The following is a 14,826-nucleotide window of genomic DNA, read 5'->3' as shown; positions in this document are numbered from 1 at the left end:
GAACTTGGGGAACGCGCAGGGCAACCTGCGCGTCCCTTTCGTTCAGGGGGTGCCATGACGCGACTGATACTGGTTTTGGGCGATCAGCTCTCCGACGATCTGTCCGCGCTGCGCGAGGCGAAGGATGGCGACGTGGTCGTCATGGCCGAGGTGATGGACGAGGCATCCTATGTCCGCCACCACCCCAAGAAGATCGCCTTCATCTTTGCAGCCATGCGCAAATTCGCGGCGCATCTGCAGGACAAGGGGTTCACCGTCGCCTATTCCCGACTGGACGATCCCGAAAACAGCCAGAAGATCGGCGGAGAGCTGCTGCGCCGCGCCTCGGAACATGGCGCATCCGAGGTGATCGCGACCGAACCCGGCGAATGGCGGCTAATCGACATCCTGTCCTATCTGCCGATCCCCGTTCGCCAGTTGCCCGACGACCGCTTTTTCGCCAGCCATGCCGATTTCGAAAGCTGGGCCGAGGGCCGCAAGGAATTGCGGATGGAGTGGTTTTACCGAGAAATGCGGCGCCGCACCGGCCTGCTGATGGAGGATGGCGAACCCGCGGGCGGGCAGTGGAACTATGACCACGACAACCGCAAGCCCGCCGCGGCCGACCTGTTCCGCGAAGGCCCCCCGCGGTTCGAACCCGACCAGATCACCTCCAAGGTGCTGGACCTGGTCGAGGAACGCTTTCCCGACAATTTCGGCGATCTGCGCCCCTTCAACTATGCCACCGACCGGGCGGGGGCGCTGAAGGTGCTGCGCCATTTCATCGACCATTCGCTGGACGATTTCGGCCCCTATCAGGATGCGATGCTGCAGGACGATCCGTATCTGCACCACTCGATCCTGTCGGCCTATATCAATGCGGGCCTTCTGTCCCCGCGCGAGGTCTGTGACCGCGTGGCCCGGGCCCATGCCGATGGCAAGGCGCGCCTTAATTCGGCCGAGGGGTTCATCCGCCAGATCCTCGGGTGGCGCGAATACATGCGCGGCATCTATTTCCTGCAGGGGCCGGATTACACCGACCGGAACGAACTGGGTCACGACCGCGATCTGCCGCCGCTGTATTGGGGCGCCGAAACCCGGATGAACTGCCTGTCGCAGGCGGTGGGGCAGACGCAGCGTCTGGCCTATGCCCATCACATCCAGCGCCTGATGGTGACCGGCAATTTCGCCCTGCTGGCAGGGATCGACCCGCATCAGGTCCACGAATGGTATCTGGAGGTCTATGTCGATGCCTATGAATGGGTCGAGGCACCCAATGTCATTGGGATGAGCCAGTTCGCCGATGGCGGCATCGTCGGATCGAAGCCCTATGTCAGTTCGGGCAACTATATCAACAGGATGTCCGATTACTGCAGGCATTGCGCCTACAAGGTGACGGCCAAGACGGGACAGGATGCCTGCCCGTTCAACCTGCTCTATTGGGATTTCCTGGTTCGTCACCGCGAACGGTTCGAAAGGAACCCCCGCATCAGCCGCATCTATGGCACCTGGGACCGGATGGACGCGGACAAGCGCAGGACGATCCAGGCCGAGGCTGCCGATTTCCTGCGGCGCATGGATGCGGGCAAGACGGTGTGACATCTTCCCCTTGCCGCGATTTCGGGGCAATCTGCCCGCCGGAACAAGGGGATCGCCGACATGACCTGCGCCTGCGGACAGAACCACGCCACCGGGCCGCATGATTGCGATGGCGGTGGCGCGCCGGTCGCCCTGCCCGCCCCGATGATCGCCCTGACGGGGCGGCTGGTCTGCGCCGATGCGGGTCAGATGATGACCGTGCTCGGGCATGTGCAGGATCACGTCGATCTCAGCCGCGCCGAGGCCGGGAACCTGCGCTTCGATCTGTGGCAGGACGACGATCCGCTGATCTGGCACCTGTCCGAACTGTTCCGCGACGAAGCTGCCTTCGCGGCCCATCGGGCCCGGACGGCGGACAGCATCTGGGGCCATGAAACGGCGCAGATCGCGCGTGATTTCGACCGGCACGAGGTCATGCCCGCGCTGCGCCCCGAACAGCCATCCGACCGCGATCCCATCGACAGCCTGCTGGCCGCCGCATTCGACGGCCCGTCCGAGGCCGCCCTGGTCCGGCAGTTGCGCGCGGACGAAGACCTTTCGCTGTCGCTGGTGGCGATCGCCGCGGGCAGGCTGCTGGGCCATCTGGCGTTGTCGCCGATTGCCGCCGACCGTCCCGCGCTGGCGCTGGCACCTGTTGCGGTTCACCCCAGGGCGCAGGGTCTGGGGATCGGCTCGGCCCTGATCCGTGCCGCATTGGATCACGCCGGGGATAGGCCGGTCGTGGTGCTGGGCGACCCGGCATATTATTCCCGCTTCGGATTCCGGCCCGCCGATCTGAAATCGCCCTATGCCGGGCCCTGCCTGCAGGTCGCAGGCGATCTGCCGGATGGCACCACCATCGCCCATGCCCCGGCCTTCGCCACGATCTGACCAAGGCTTGCGGTTCGGCCCATCAGGGTCCACATCTGTGCCAACAGATGGAAAGGACCCGACGCATGGCCGCTGAACCGCTTTACGATGCCGCAGAACAGGTCAAGGGCACGCCCTTCGGGGATCTGCCGGAATGGGATCTGAGCGATCTCTATCCCGGTCCCGACAGCCTCGAACTGCAATCGGATATCGAGCGTCTGGACGTGATGGTCCGCGATTTCGCCCAGACCTACCAGGGCAAGCTGGCGGAACTGGACGCCGAGGGCATGCTGACCTGTATCCGGCTCTATGAATCGATCGACATCATCGCCGGACGCATCATGTCCTATGCCGGGCTGCGCTATTACCAGAACACGACCGACACCGCGCGGGCCAAGATGATGGGCGACCTGCAGGCCAGGCTGACCGAGATCACGACGCCGCTCGTGTTTTTCAGCCTGGAGTTCAACCGCATCCCGGACGCCACCTACGAGGCCGTCTTTACCGCCGAAAACGGTCCCGCCCGCTACAAGCCCGTCTTCGACCGGATGCGCGCCATGCGCCCGCACCAACTGTCGGACGAGCTGGAGCAGTTCCTGCACGACAATTCGGTCGTCGGCGCCGCCGCATGGAACCGCCTCTTCGACGAAACGACCGCCGCGCTGACCTTCGACGTGGATGGCGAGGAACTGGGCCTGGAAGCCACGCTGAACCTGCTGACCGATCACGACCGCGCGCGGCGCGAGGCCGGTGCCCGCGCATTGGCGCAAGTGTTCCAGAAGAATGTCGGTCTGTTTGCCCGCGTCCACAACACGCTGGTCAAGGAAAAGGCCATCGAGGACAAGTGGCGCAAGATGCCCACGCCCCAGCACGGCCGCCACCTGTCGAACCATGTCGAACCCGAGGTGGTCGAGGCGCTGCGCAATGCCGTCACCAGCGCCTATCCGCGCCTGTCGCACCGCTACTATGCGCTCAAGGCGAAATGGCTGGGTCTGGACAAGCTGCAGGTGTGGGACCGCAACGCGCCCCTTCCGACGGATGCGCCCAAGACCATCGACTGGACCGAGGCGCGCGCGACCGTGCTGGACGCCTATGCGGGCTTCTCGCCCAAGCTGGCGGATCTGGCCGAGCCGTTCTTCGACAAGGGCTGGATTGACGCCGCCGTGAAACCCGGCAAGGCCCCGGGCGCCTTCGCGCATCCCACCGTCACGACGGTGCATCCCTATGTCATGCTGAACTATCTGGGCAAACCGCGCGACGTGATGACGCTGGCGCATGAACTGGGTCACGGCGTCCACCAGCGCCTGGCGGCCGACCAGGGCGAACTGCTGGCCTCGACCCCGCTGACGCTGGCCGAAACGGCCTCGGTCTTTGGCGAGATGCTGACCTTCCGTGCGCTTCTGGCCAGGACGACCGAGCCCGCGCAGCGCAAGGCCCTGCTGGCCGGCAAGGTCGAGGACATGATCAACACGGTCGTCCGCCAGATCGCCTTCTACGATTTCGAATGCCGCCTGCATGCGGCCCGTGCGCAGGGTGAACTGACGCCTGACGACATCAACGCCATCTGGATGGAGGTCCAGCACGAGAGCCTCGGCCCCGTCTTCGAATACATGCCGGGATACGAGACCTTCTGGACCTATGTCCCGCATTTCGTGCACACGCCCTTCTACGTCTATGCCTATGCCTTCGGCGACGGGCTGGTGAATGCGCTCTATGCCGCATACGAGGACGGGCTGCCGGACTTCCAGCAGAAATATTTCGACCTGCTGGCGGCCGGCGGGTCGAAGCATCACAAGGAACTGCTGGCCCCCTTCGGGCTGGATGCGTCCGACCCCGCCTTCTGGGACAAGGGCCTGTCCATGATCGAGGGCTTCATCGACGAGCTGGAGCGCCTGGAGGACTGAGGCGCACCGCATCGGATGCAAAGGCCGTCCCTGCGGGGGCGGCCTTTTGCCTGCTCGATTTCCCGCCCCGACATTCAGCATGGCACAGGCGGCAATTCTGCCGCTATGCTGATCCATCGGGACCTTGGGGGGGATCATGTGGAAAAGGATCGCGGCGGGCGTCGGCCTGCTGATGCTGGCGGGTGGCGTGGCATTCTTCGCACTGGCCCCCGGTCATGTCGAACGCGGGATGAACCCGCTGACCATGCCCGAGGGCGGCTGGCAGATCACCCCCGAGGCGCAGGCCCTGCATGACGGGTTGATCATCGGCGACTGGCATTCCGACGCGCTGTTGTGGGACCGCGATCTGCTGACCCGCGTGGATCGCGGCCATACCGACATTCCGCGCCTGCAAGACGGCAATGTCGCGCTGCAGGTCTTCACCACGGTCACCAAAAGCCCCCGCGGTCAGAACTATGCCCAGAACAGCGCCGAGGCGCCCGACAACATCACGCCCCTGTTCATCGGCCAGCTTCGACCCGTGCAGGCCTGGACATCGCTCAAGGCGCGGGCATTGGTGCAGGCGCGCGCATTGCGCGATGCATCGACCCGCGACCCCGAGGCACTGCGCGTCATCAGGACCCGCAGCGATCTGACAGATCTGCTGGCCGCAAGGCAGGCGGGCGCACGAACGGTGGGCGGGATTCTGGGGTCCGAGGGCGGCCATCCGCTGGAAGGGGATATTGCCGCGCTGGACGAGATGTACGATGCGGGCTTTCGCCTGATCGGTCTGACGCATTTCTTCGACAACGAACTGGGCGGCAGCCTGCACGGCGAAGGCGGCACCGGTGCGGGCCTGTCGGATTTCGGGCGGCAGGTCGTGTCCGGAATGGTCGAACGCCAGATGATCGTGGATCTGGCCCATGCCAGCCCGCAGATGGTCCGCGATGTGCTGCAGATCGACGGTGTGCGCCCGGTCCTGTCCCATACCGGCATCCAGGGGCATTGCCCCGGCCCGCGCAACCTGTCCGACGACCTGGTGCGCGCGATCGCGGACAAGGGCGGTCTGATCGGCATCGGCTTCTGGTCGGATGTCGTCTGCGGCCCGACGCCCGGCGATGTCGCGGGCGCGATCAAGGCCGCGATCCGCCTTGTGGGCGAGGATCACGTCTCGCTCGGTTCGGATCACGACGGATCGGTGGACAGTCCCTTCGGCGCGGCAAACCTTGCCGCACTGACACAGGCGCTGATCGATGCGGGCCTGACCGAGGCGCAGATCGCCAAGGTCATGGGTGGAAACATGGTCGGCTTCCTGCTGGACAGCCTGCCCGAGGATGATGGATAGGACATGAAGAAAACCACCCTGCTGCACGCCCGCCTGTCGGGCCTGATCGCATCGATGGGCCATGGCGACCTGATCGTGATCGGCGATGCCGGCCTGCCCGTCCCGCCCGGCGTTGAGGTCATCGACCTGGCGGTGATACGCGGGCTGCCCGGCGTCTTCGACGTGCTGGACGCCGTGCTGAGCGAACTGGTCGTCGAACGCGCAGAACTGGCGTCCGAAGCATCCGAGGATCTGGCCGCGCGTTTCCGCAGCCGCGATATCGGAACCGTCACCACGCTGTCCCATGACCGGTTCAAGGCCAACAGCGCATCCGCACGTGCCATTGTCAGGACGGGGGAATGCACGCCTTACGCAAATATATGCCTCTATGCGGGGGTTGCGTTCTGATCGCAGGAACCGCTTGGGAAATCACGGCGTTGCATCCCCAGACAAACATGGAGGCGTGATATGTCCAGGAAGTTTCTCGGCCTTGGTGCCATCCTTGCCCTGATGGGTCTGGCCGCTTGCGAAACCGTGCAGGGTGCGGGTCGCGACATCTCGACCGCGGGTGCCGTGGTCCAGCAGGAAAGCGCCGAGGCCCAGGCCGGGATGTGATCCGGCAGGCACGAAATCGAAAAGGCCCCCGGTATCCCGGGGGCCTTTTCCGTTGGATCAGGTATCCATCTTGAGGGCTTGGATGAAGGCCGTCTGCGGGATCTCGACCTTGCCGAACTGGCGCATCTTCTTCTTGCCCGCCTTCTGCTTCTCCAGCAGCTTCTTCTTTCGCGTGGCATCGCCGCCATAGCACTTGGCCGTCACGTCCTTGCGCATCGCCGACAGCGTTTCGCGCGCGATCACGCGGCTGCCGATGGCGGCCTGGATCGGGATCTTGAACATGTGCCGGGGGATCAGCTCCTTCAGCTTCTCGACCATGACGCGGCCACGGCTCTCGGCGCGGTCGCGATGTACCATGATGGACAGCGCATCGACCGGTTCGTCGTTGACCAGGATCGACATCTTCACCAGGAAATCCTCGCGGTATTCGCTGATCTGGTAATCGAAGCTGGCATAGCCCTTGGTCACGGATTTCAGGCGGTCGTAGAAGTCGAAGACCACCTCGGCCAGCGGCAGGTCATAGACCGCCATGGCGCGGCTGCCGGCATAGGTCAGGTCCATCTGGATGCCGCGACGGTCCTGGCACAGCTTCAGCACATCGCCCAGATATTCGTCGGGGACCATGATGGTCGCCTTGATCCGCGGTTCTGTGATGTGGTCGATCAGCGTCGGATCGGGCATGTCGGCGGGGTTGTGCAGGTCGCGGACCTCGCCATCCTTCATGTGCAGCTTGAACACGACCGAAGGCGCGGTGGTGATCAGGTCCAGATCGTATTCACGCTCCAACCGGTCGCGGATCACCTCGAGATGCAACAGCCCGAGGAAGCCGCAGCGGAACCCGAAGCCGAGCGCGGCCGAGGTTTCCATCTCGTAGCTGAAGCTGGCGTCGTTCAAGGCCAGCTTCTCGATCGCGTCGCGCAGCGTCTCGAAATCATTGGCATCGACGGGGAACAGGCCGCAGAAGACGACGGGCTGCGCGGGCTTGAAGCCCAGCAGCGCGCGTTCGGTGGGCTTCTTCTCATGCGTGATGGTATCGCCGACACGGGTGTCGCGGACCTGCTTGATCGAGGCGGTGAAGACGCCGATCTCGCCCGGGCCCAGCTCCGCGATGTCCTTCATCGCAGGGGTCAGCACGGCCAGCTTGTCCAGGCGATAGGTCGCGCCGGTCTGCATCATCTTGACCTGATCGCCCTTGCGGACGACCCCGTCCATGACGCGGATCATGACGACGACGCCCAGATACGCATCGTACCAGCTGTCGACCAGCATGGCCTTCAGCGGGGCATCGCGATCGCCCTTGGGGGCGGGCAGACGCTGGACAATGGCTTCCAGCACGTCGGGAATGCCCAGGCCGGATTTGGCGCTGATCGGGATGGCCTGCGACGCGTCGATGCCAATGACATCCTCGATCTGTTCCTTGACGCGGTCGGGTTCGGCCGCGGGCAGGTCGATCTTGTTCAGGACCGGCACGATCTCGTGGTCGGCATCGATGGCCTGATAGACGTTCGCAAGCGTCTGCGCCTCGACGCCCTGGGTCGCATCGACGACCAGCAGGCTGCCCTCAACCGCGCGCATCGAACGGCTGACCTCGTAGGCGAAGTCCACGTGACCGGGCGTGTCGATCAGGTTCAGAATATATGTGTGACCATCCTTCGCCGGATAGGCGATGCGAACGGTGTTCGCCTTGATGGTGATCCCCCTCTCACGCTCGATGTCCATGGCATCGAGGATCTGGTTCTTCATGTCGCGTTCGGCGACAGTCCCCGTCAGCTGGATCAGCCGGTCGGCGAGGGTGGATTTTCCGTGGTCGATATGGGCCACGATGGAGAAGTTGCGAATGTGATCGAGCTCGGTCATGGCCGGGCTATACAGGGCCGCGGGGCGCTGGAAAAGAGGATTCAAGCGCCCCGCGACCAAAGCGCGTCAGATCACCGTCGGCAGATCGGCCGCGGCAAGCATCATGCGCGCCACCTCGGCCGAGGATTGCGGGTTCTGACCGGTGACCAGCTTGCCGTCCGCCAGCGCATAGGAGGTCCAGTTGTCGCCCGCGCTGTATTCCCCGCCCAGCTCCTTCAGGCGGTCCTCCAGCAGGAAGGGAACGGTGGTGGACAGGCCCACGGCCTCTTCCTCGCTGTTCGAGAAGCCGGCCACGCGGCGGCCCTTGACCAGCGGATCGCCGTTCGACAGCGTGGCCCCCAGCAGGCCCGCGGGACCGTGGCAGACGGCACCGACGACGGCGCCCTTTTCGAATGCCTGCGCCAGAAGCTGGCCAAGCGCCTCGTTCGCGGGCAGGTCCCACATAGTGCCGTGGCCGCCAGGCAGGAAGACGATGTCGCAGCCCGAGACCTGCAGATCGGCGACCTTCTCGGTATTGGCCAACCGGTTCATCGCCGCATCATCGGCCCAGAAGCGACGCACCTCGTCGGTGACGACGTCGTCGGTCTCGCTGCTGGGATCGGCGGGCGGGCGACCGCCTTCGATGCTGGCGATCTCGATATGGTAGCCGGCATCGGACAGGATCCAGTAGGGGGCGGCCAGTTCCTCCCAGTAGAAACCGGTCGGGTTTCCGGTATCGCCCAGCTTGGCGTGTGACGTCAGAATGATCAGGGCCTTGGGCATGGGTATCTCCGGTATCAAAGGGGCGGCGCGGCCGCGTTCGCCCAAGGAATGTGCAGCCCCTCCGCCGGGTTCCACCCTATCGGCGATCGCGCCGACGCGAAGCGCGCATCAGACCCCCGATCGCGCTGCGCCCTCCCCGCAGTCGCGCCTCTCGCCACATGGCATAGGCCCCCGCCCCCGCGATCAGCGCGGACCCCGCCAGCGTCAGCCCGTCGGGGCGTTCGCCGAACAGCAGCGCCGCGATGATCAGCGCGAAGGCCAGGCGCGCATATCGGAACGGCGCGACCATCGATGCCTCGCCCATGCGCAGGGCCGCGACCATCACGCCATATCCCGAAACCCCGAAGACCACCGTGCCCGCGACATAGGCCCATTCGACGGCCGAGGGCATCGCGGCGATTTCGCCCCCCACCAGCATCAGCGCCGCGCCTGCGGGCACGATCGCGCCATAGGCCGCACCCGACAGGACGTCCGAAGGCAGTTCGCGCGGGACCAGCCGCGTGGCCAGATCGCGCAGCGCCAATCCGAAGACCCCCGCCACGGCCCAGAGAAGGACCGGATCGAAGGATTGCGTTCCGGGGCGCAGGATCAGCATCACCCCCGCAAAGCCCAGGATGACCGACAACCAGCGCCGCCAGCCCACGGTTTCCCCAAGAAACAGCGCGCCCCCCATGACCAGCGCCAGCGGCAGGACCTGCAGGATCGCGGCGGTGGCCGCCAGATCGCCACGCGCAAGCGCGGTGACGAAGCCCACGGCGCCTACGATCTCGCCCAGGGTGCGCAGAAGGACCACGGGCCGCCGGATGTCGCGGGTGAACATGCGCTGCCCGCGCAGCCGCAACCTGACCCAGAAGATCGCCGCGCCGGGCAGACCCGTCAGGATCAGCAGCAGGCCCACGCCCATCCCCGCGCCGAGCAGCTTGATGAAGGCATCCTCGACCGCGAACAGCGCCATGGACGCGACCATCAAAAGCGCCGCGCGGGCGTTCGAATCCGCGCTCATCCCTGTTCGATCCCGCGGATCAGGGCGGGCAGCTCCGCGATCCCTGCAAGCTTGCGGAAACGCGGGGCGTCCGGTTCCTCGGCATGCTCCAGCACCCAGGTGGGACCATGGGGGATGTGAATGCCCCAGCCGCCCAATTCCAGGACCGGGATGACATCGCTTTTCAGCGAATTGCCCGCCATCAGGAAATCCCGCGGGTCGACATCGTGGGCGGACAGCACGCGGGCATAGGCCTCGGGCGTCTTGTCGGCCAGGATCTCGACCGCGGCGAAGCGTTCGGCCAGCCCCGAGGCCGCGACCTTGCGTTCCTGGTCCATCAGATCGCCCTTGGTGATCAGGATCAGCGGCCTGTCCGACAGATCGTCCAGCGCCCGTTCGACACCCGGCAGCAGGTCCACCGGATGGGCCAGCATGTCCTGCCCCAGTTCCAGGATGCGCGCGATGGTGCGCCCGTCCACCGCCCCGTCGGTCAGCTGGATCGCGGTTTCCACCATCGACAGCATGAAGCCCTTGATCCCATAACCGTAGCGTTCGAGATTGGCGCGTTCGATGTCGATCAGGCGGGACGCGATATGGTCCGGCTCTGCGTGATCCGACAGCATGGCACAGAATTCGCCTTCGGTCAGACGAAAGAAGGTCTCGTTTTCCCAAAGCGTGTCGTCGGCATCCAGCCCGATGGCGCGGATCATGTCCCCTCCTGCCGCCCATGGGGCGAATTGTCCGCACCCGCGCGATTGAGCGGCGGGGGCGCTGCTGCTATGATGCGGGTTGCATGCGGGATCGCGAAGACCGGGTCAACCGGCGGACCGCAGCACGAGGATCAGGAACCCGAGGAGACAGTCATGTTCAATCGCCTAGTGATCGCGGCCGCCGCGGTCGTGCTGACGACGCCGCTTGCGATGGCGGGCCCCATCGACAGCGCCTGCGTCCGGTCGGACCGCGCGCGCGGCAACGCCCCCCTCTGCGGCTGCATCCAGCAGGTCGCGAACCGCGCGCTCTCGCGGTCGGATCAGCGCCGGGCGGCGCAGTTCTTCCGCGACCCCCACCGCGCCCAGGAGGTCCGCACATCGAAGCGCGACAGCGACAACGCCTTCTGGCGCCGCTATCGCAACTTCGCCTCCCAGGCCGAGGCTCTGTGCCGGTAGGCCCCTTGCGCATCACGCTCCTGACGGGCGCGGGGATCTCGGCCGAAAGCGGGCTGCGGACCTTCCGCGCCTCGGACGGGTTGTGGGAAGATCACCGGATCGAGGATGTGGCCACCCCCGAGGGTTTCGCCCGCGATCCCGAACTGGTGCATCGCTTCTACAACATGCGACGTGCGGCGGCTGCGGATGCGCAGCCCAATGCGGCGCATCTGGCGCTGGCGCGGCTGCAGGACAGGCACGACCTGACGCTGGTGACGCAGAATGTCGACGGGCTGCATGAACGTGGCGGCAGCCGCGACGTGATCCACATGCACGGATCGCTGGACGGCGCATTATGCGCGAAATGCGACCACCGCTGGCCCGCGCCCGCGGTCATGTCGCCTGCGGATCACTGCCCCGCCTGCGGGGCCGCCGCCACCCGCCCCGACATCGTCTGGTTCGGAGAGATCCCCTATCACATGGACCTCATCTGGGACGCGCTTCAGGCGTCGGACCTGTTCGTCGCGATCGGCACGTCGGGCAATGTCTATCCCGCCGCGGGCTTCGCCCAGCACGCATCCCGCAACGGCGTCGAATGCGTCGAGCTGAACCTGGAACCCAGCATGAACGCCCGCGATTTCGACCGCCAGATCATGGGCCCGGCGACCGTGACAGTGCCCGAATGGGTGGATGGTCTGCTATAACAGCGCCAGAACCTCGTCCGTCAGGCCGTTGACCTCGTCGGTGGCAGGACCGCGACGCGCGGTCTCCAGCGCCCCCAGGCCGATGCCCAGGCTTTCGGCATAGGCCACCCGGTTCGCAAGCTGCGTGGCGGCCAGACGCGCACCCAGCCCTTCGGCCCCGGCCGCGACCTCGGCCGCAAGGCGGGTATTGGGACGCGTGCGGTTCAGAACGACCAGCACCTCGGATTTCTCGCGCTTGGCCAGGTCCAGCACGCCTTCGGTCGCCCACAGATCCACCTGGCTGCTGGCCACCGGCACCAGAACAAGATCCGCCACGCGAAGCGCCGGGCGCAGATCGCTGTCGATCTTGGGCGGGGTGTCGATGATGACGAAATCGAAGCGCTTCTTCAGCTTCTCGGATTCGTAGCTGGCCCCCCAGGCCGACGAGGTCGAGAAATCCATCGCCTCATCCTCGCCCCGCGCCTGCATCCGTTCCATGAACCAGCGGCCCATGCTGCCCTGCGGGTCGGTATCCACCAGGGCCACCGAATGGCCCCGCGCATGCAGGCAGACCGCAAGATTGACCGCCAGCGTCGTCTTGCCCGACCCGCCCTTCTGCTGCGCCACGGTGATGATCCGGCCTGCCATGAAATGTCCCCTTGTCGTATTTCGGGCAAGGTTAACGAAGCGCGGTGGGATTGCACGAATTTTCTGCGACTGCACAGTCGGGCGGGCTTGCACCATTGCGGCACCGCAAAAGCGCGGGCATGTTGCACAAAACGCAAAAAAGGAGGGGGACATGATCCCGGTATTCGACGGCCATAACGATCTTCTGCAGCGTATCGTCGCGGCGGGCCCGGGCGGTCAGGATCTGTGGCTGAAGGGAAACGGGCAGGGCCATATGGACCTGCCGCGCATCCGCAAGGGGGGCATGGTGGGCGGGTTCTTCGCGATCTGGGTCCCCTCGCCCGCCGGTTTCGACGACGAGGATGCGCTGCGTCAGCTGGAGAATCCCCCGTTCCGCCTGCCCCTGCCCGACCCCATTCCGCCCGCGCAGGCGATCCCGCATGCGATGCAGCAGGCGGCGGCGCTTCTGTCGCTGGAGCGCACGGGCACGCTGCGCGTCGTTCGCGGCATCACCGATCTGCACGAGGCGATGGCCCAGGGGCAGGTCGCCGCGATCATGCATATGGAGGGGATCGAGGCCATTCCCGACATGGACGCGCTGCATCTGTGGCACCGCTTGGGGCTGCGGTCGCTCGGGCCGGTCTGGTCGCGCAACACGCGCTATGCCGACGGGGTGCCCTTCGCCTATCCCGCCACGCCCGATATCGGCGCGGGCCTCAGCCCCGAGGGCAAGCGACTGGTGGCCGAGTGCAACGCGCTTCGGATCATGCTGGACCTGTCGCATCTGAACGAGGCCGGGTTCAACGACATCGCGCGCCTGTCCGACGCCCCGCTGGTGGCAAGCCACAGCTGCGCCCATGCCATCTGCCCAAGCAGCCGCAACCTGACGGACAGGCAGCTGCAGGTCATCGCCGAGAGCCGCGGGCTTGTCGGGCTGAACTATGCCTCGAGCTTCCTGCGCGAGGATGGCCGCCGCCTGCCCCTGGAAAACCTGGATGTCATGCTGCGCCATATGGATCACATGCTGGCGATCCTGGGCGAGGATGGCGTCGCGCTCGGGTCGGATTTCGACGGGGCGCTGATGCCTGCCGATCTGGCCGATGTCGCCGCGGTGCCGAACCTGATCGCGGCAATGGAGCGTGCGGGCTACGGCGAGGCGCTTATCCGCAAGATCACGAGCGAGAACTGGATCTCGGTCCTGGAACGGACCTGGAAGGACGGCTGAACGAAGAAGGCCCGGTCGATCGCGACCGGGCCTTTTGCATCATTCCGTGGTGGGCGTGTCCGCGCCCTGCCCCGTATCGGCCTGGGCCATGGCGACCATCTGCGCCAGTTCCGGGTCGGCGCCCAGATCCGCAAGGGCATATGTCTCGGCCAGGCTGTCGGATGCCAGGGCGATGTTGCTGACGACCTGTGCACCGGGTGCCGCCGGGCCATAGGTCTGCCCGTTCACCGCGAAATAGATCGCGCCCGAGTTGCCCGTGCGCAGGGTCGGTGCCTCTTCCAGCTTGGGCAGGGTGAAGCGTTCGCCCGCATCCATGATCTTTTCCAGAAGCACGGTGCCATCGGCGGCCTTGACGCGCACCCATGCGGGACGTGCGGCCATCAGCTCCAGCTCGGGGGCGTCGGGGGCGGTCGTGCTGACACCTGCCTCTGCGACCTGCCGGACGGGGCCTTCGGCATCGGTCGGCTGCTGCTGGGGCTGCGGCACCTCGGTCACCTTGCCGGCATTCGCGATCACGCTCTCGATCGCGGAGGCATTCTCGACGATGCCCGGATCGATGGCCGCGATCGGTCCGTCACGCGCCGTCAGCACGGGCGCTTCGAGGATCTGCGGCCGATAGAGACGGTCGAGCGATTCAGGTTGCGGCAGATTGCGGGCCAGTTCGGTCGTGCCGTTCTGTTCGATCGTGGGATCGATGATACCCGCCCCCTGCGCGGGGTCCAGTTCGGCCACGATGCTGGGCGTGTCGTCGCCGGGTGCCAGGGTCACACGCTGCACTTCCTGCAGGACGGCGTAACCGCCATAGGCGAGCCCGCCGATCAGCGCCATCAGCACAAGCATCGCACCCACGGCACCGGGCTCGATCTCGGACCAGAAGCTCTTCTTCTGGGGGATGAACAGCGCCCGCGGATTGGCCAGCGCCTCGGCCGGATCGGAGGGGCGGCGCGCAGGCTTCGGGCCCGAGGCGGCGGCAGCCATCCCATGCGTCGGCTGGAAGCCGGATTCCTGGCAGAACCTGCGGAACGTCCAATCCGGATCCATGCCCAGATAACGGGCATAGGACCGCACATAGCCCGAAATGAAGCTGGGCGTATCGAAGGACGTGATATCGCAATTCTCGATCGCGGCCACATAGGACGCGCGTATGCGCAATTCGCGCTGCACATCCAGAAGCGACTTGCCAAGCGTCGCCCGCTCGCCGCGCATAAGATCGCCCAAACGCGTGTCTTCATCGAGGAAATGCATGTTTTCCTCCGCTTGCACGAATTCTTCTGCCGGGTGTTGTGCCCGCAGCCT

15 protein-coding genes are annotated in these 14,826 nt (G+C 65.7%); 9 read left to right on the top strand and 6 right to left on the bottom strand.

Annotated elements, in window-relative coordinates; genetic code table 11:
* Positions 1-54 precede the first annotated feature (54 nt).
* The 6 genes from KO490_RS03350 to KO490_RS03325 all read left to right on the top strand — a co-directional run bounded on the left by KO490_RS03350 (position 55) and on the right by KO490_RS03325 (position 6,249).
* A complete protein-coding gene (locus KO490_RS03350; protein WP_216017989.1) occupies positions 55-1,578 on the top strand; it encodes a cryptochrome/photolyase family protein in 1,524 nt (507 codons plus the stop codon).
* A gap of 60 nt (positions 1,579-1,638) precedes the next feature.
* Entirely contained in the window at positions 1,639-2,448 is an 810-nt protein-coding gene (locus KO490_RS03345; protein WP_216017988.1) for a GNAT family N-acetyltransferase, read from the top strand.
* Positions 2,449-2,513: 65 nt separating this feature from the next.
* Positions 2,514-4,331, top strand: coding sequence for a M3 family oligoendopeptidase (locus KO490_RS03340; protein ID WP_216017987.1), 1,818 nt, complete (start codon positions 2,514-2,516; stop codon positions 4,329-4,331).
* Between the two features lie 136 nt (positions 4,332-4,467).
* A complete protein-coding gene (locus KO490_RS03335; protein WP_216017986.1) occupies positions 4,468-5,655 on the top strand; it encodes a dipeptidase in 1,188 nt (395 codons plus the stop codon).
* 3 nt (positions 5,656-5,658) lie between these two features.
* Complete coding sequence (gene rbsD, locus KO490_RS03330) at positions 5,659-6,042, top strand: D-ribose pyranase (protein WP_216017985.1); 384 nt, start codon at positions 5,659-5,661, stop codon at positions 6,040-6,042.
* Between the two features lie 60 nt (positions 6,043-6,102).
* The gene (locus tag KO490_RS03325; RefSeq protein WP_216017984.1) at positions 6,103-6,249 is read left to right on the top strand and encodes an entericidin EcnAB; all 147 of its coding nucleotides are present in this window, start codon (positions 6,103-6,105) and stop codon (positions 6,247-6,249) included.
* Between the two features lie 57 nt (positions 6,250-6,306).
* Here the strand turns inward: KO490_RS03325 and lepA are convergent, their stop codons facing one another.
* The 4 genes from lepA to KO490_RS03305 all read right to left on the bottom strand — a co-directional run bounded on the left by lepA (position 6,307) and on the right by KO490_RS03305 (position 10,560).
* Positions 6,307-8,106, bottom strand: coding sequence for a translation elongation factor 4 (gene lepA / locus KO490_RS03320; RefSeq protein ID WP_216017983.1), 1,800 nt, complete (start codon positions 8,104-8,106; stop codon positions 6,307-6,309).
* Positions 8,107-8,172: 66 nt separating this feature from the next.
* On the bottom strand, positions 8,173-8,868 hold the full coding sequence (locus tag KO490_RS03315) for a type 1 glutamine amidotransferase domain-containing protein (protein WP_216017982.1): 696 nt from the start codon (positions 8,866-8,868) through the stop codon (positions 8,173-8,175).
* Positions 8,869-8,944: 76 nt separating this feature from the next.
* Positions 8,945-9,871 (bottom strand): DMT family transporter, encoded by a 927-nt coding sequence (locus KO490_RS03310; protein ID WP_216017981.1) that lies wholly within the window; start codon positions 9,869-9,871, stop codon positions 8,945-8,947.
* On the bottom strand, positions 9,868-10,560 hold the full coding sequence (locus tag KO490_RS03305; protein WP_216017980.1) for an HAD family hydrolase: 693 nt from the start codon (positions 10,558-10,560) through the stop codon (positions 9,868-9,870). Before KO490_RS03305 ends, KO490_RS03310 begins: the two co-directional genes overlap by 4 nt.
* A 153-nt stretch (positions 10,561-10,713) precedes the next feature.
* Here KO490_RS03305 and KO490_RS03300 point away from each other — a divergent pair, with 153 nt between their 5' ends.
* Positions 10,714-11,016, top strand: a complete 303-nt coding sequence (locus KO490_RS03300) for a hypothetical protein (RefSeq protein ID WP_216017979.1) — start codon at positions 10,714-10,716, stop codon at positions 11,014-11,016.
* Positions 11,017-11,021: 5 nt separating this feature from the next.
* On the top strand, positions 11,022-11,699 hold the full coding sequence (locus KO490_RS03295) for an NAD-dependent deacylase (protein ID WP_216017978.1): 678 nt from the start codon (positions 11,022-11,024) through the stop codon (positions 11,697-11,699).
* Here the strand turns inward: KO490_RS03295 and parA are convergent.
* Positions 11,694-12,326 (bottom strand): ParA family partition ATPase, encoded by a 633-nt coding sequence (gene parA, locus KO490_RS03290; RefSeq protein WP_216017977.1) that lies wholly within the window; start codon positions 12,324-12,326, stop codon positions 11,694-11,696. The two genes, KO490_RS03295 and parA, sit on opposite strands and share 6 nt — an antisense overlap.
* Positions 12,327-12,477: 151 nt before the next feature.
* Here parA and KO490_RS03285 point away from each other — a divergent pair, with 151 nt between their 5' ends.
* Positions 12,478-13,530 carry a dipeptidase gene (locus KO490_RS03285; protein WP_216017976.1) on the top strand — a complete coding sequence of 351 codons (1,053 nt, stop codon included), beginning with the start codon at positions 12,478-12,480 and terminating at the stop codon, positions 13,528-13,530.
* A gap of 39 nt (positions 13,531-13,569) precedes the next feature.
* Here the strand turns inward: KO490_RS03285 and KO490_RS03280 are convergent, their stop codons facing one another.
* Entirely contained in the window at positions 13,570-14,775 is a 1,206-nt protein-coding gene (locus KO490_RS03280) for a helix-turn-helix domain-containing protein (RefSeq protein WP_252726988.1), read from the bottom strand.
* Positions 14,776-14,826: the final 51 nt, after the last annotated feature.

Origin of the sequence: Paracoccus sp. C2R09 (genome assembly GCF_018860625.1) — a bacterium.
Classification (GTDB): Bacteria; Pseudomonadota; Alphaproteobacteria; order Rhodobacterales; family Rhodobacteraceae; genus Paracoccus.
The sequence above is the reverse complement of the archived record's forward strand: the minus strand, read 5'-3'. Positions and strand labels throughout refer to the sequence as shown.

Excerpts from the sequence above, each read along its gene's own strand:
- KO490_RS03350 (WP_216017989.1), top strand. The coding sequence starts at position 55 with ATGACGCGACTGATACTGGTTTTGGGCGATCAGCTCTCCGACGATCTG.
- KO490_RS03345 (WP_216017988.1), top strand. The coding sequence starts at position 1,639 with ATGACCTGCGCCTGCGGACAGAACCACGCCACCGGGCCGCATGATTGC.
- KO490_RS03340 (WP_216017987.1), top strand. The coding sequence starts at position 2,514 with ATGGCCGCTGAACCGCTTTACGATGCCGCAGAACAGGTCAAGGGCACG.
- KO490_RS03335 (WP_216017986.1), top strand. The coding sequence starts at position 4,468 with ATGTGGAAAAGGATCGCGGCGGGCGTCGGCCTGCTGATGCTGGCGGGT.
- rbsD (WP_216017985.1), top strand. The coding sequence starts at position 5,659 with ATGAAGAAAACCACCCTGCTGCACGCCCGCCTGTCGGGCCTGATCGCA.
- KO490_RS03325 (WP_216017984.1), top strand. The coding sequence starts at position 6,103 with ATGTCCAGGAAGTTTCTCGGCCTTGGTGCCATCCTTGCCCTGATGGGT.
- lepA (WP_216017983.1), bottom strand. The coding sequence starts at position 8,106 with ATGACCGAGCTCGATCACATTCGCAACTTCTCCATCGTGGCCCATATC.
- KO490_RS03315 (WP_216017982.1), bottom strand. The coding sequence starts at position 8,868 with ATGCCCAAGGCCCTGATCATTCTGACGTCACACGCCAAGCTGGGCGAT.
- KO490_RS03310 (WP_216017981.1), bottom strand. The coding sequence starts at position 9,871 with ATGAGCGCGGATTCGAACGCCCGCGCGGCGCTTTTGATGGTCGCGTCC.
- KO490_RS03305 (WP_216017980.1), bottom strand. The coding sequence starts at position 10,560 with ATGATCCGCGCCATCGGGCTGGATGCCGACGACACGCTTTGGGAAAAC.
- KO490_RS03300 (WP_216017979.1), top strand. The coding sequence starts at position 10,714 with ATGTTCAATCGCCTAGTGATCGCGGCCGCCGCGGTCGTGCTGACGACG.
- parA (WP_216017977.1), bottom strand. The coding sequence starts at position 12,326 with ATGGCAGGCCGGATCATCACCGTGGCGCAGCAGAAGGGCGGGTCGGGC.
- KO490_RS03285 (WP_216017976.1), top strand. The coding sequence starts at position 12,478 with ATGATCCCGGTATTCGACGGCCATAACGATCTTCTGCAGCGTATCGTC.
- KO490_RS03280 (WP_252726988.1), bottom strand. The coding sequence starts at position 14,775 with ATGCATTTCCTCGATGAAGACACGCGTTTGGGCGATCTTATGCGCGGC.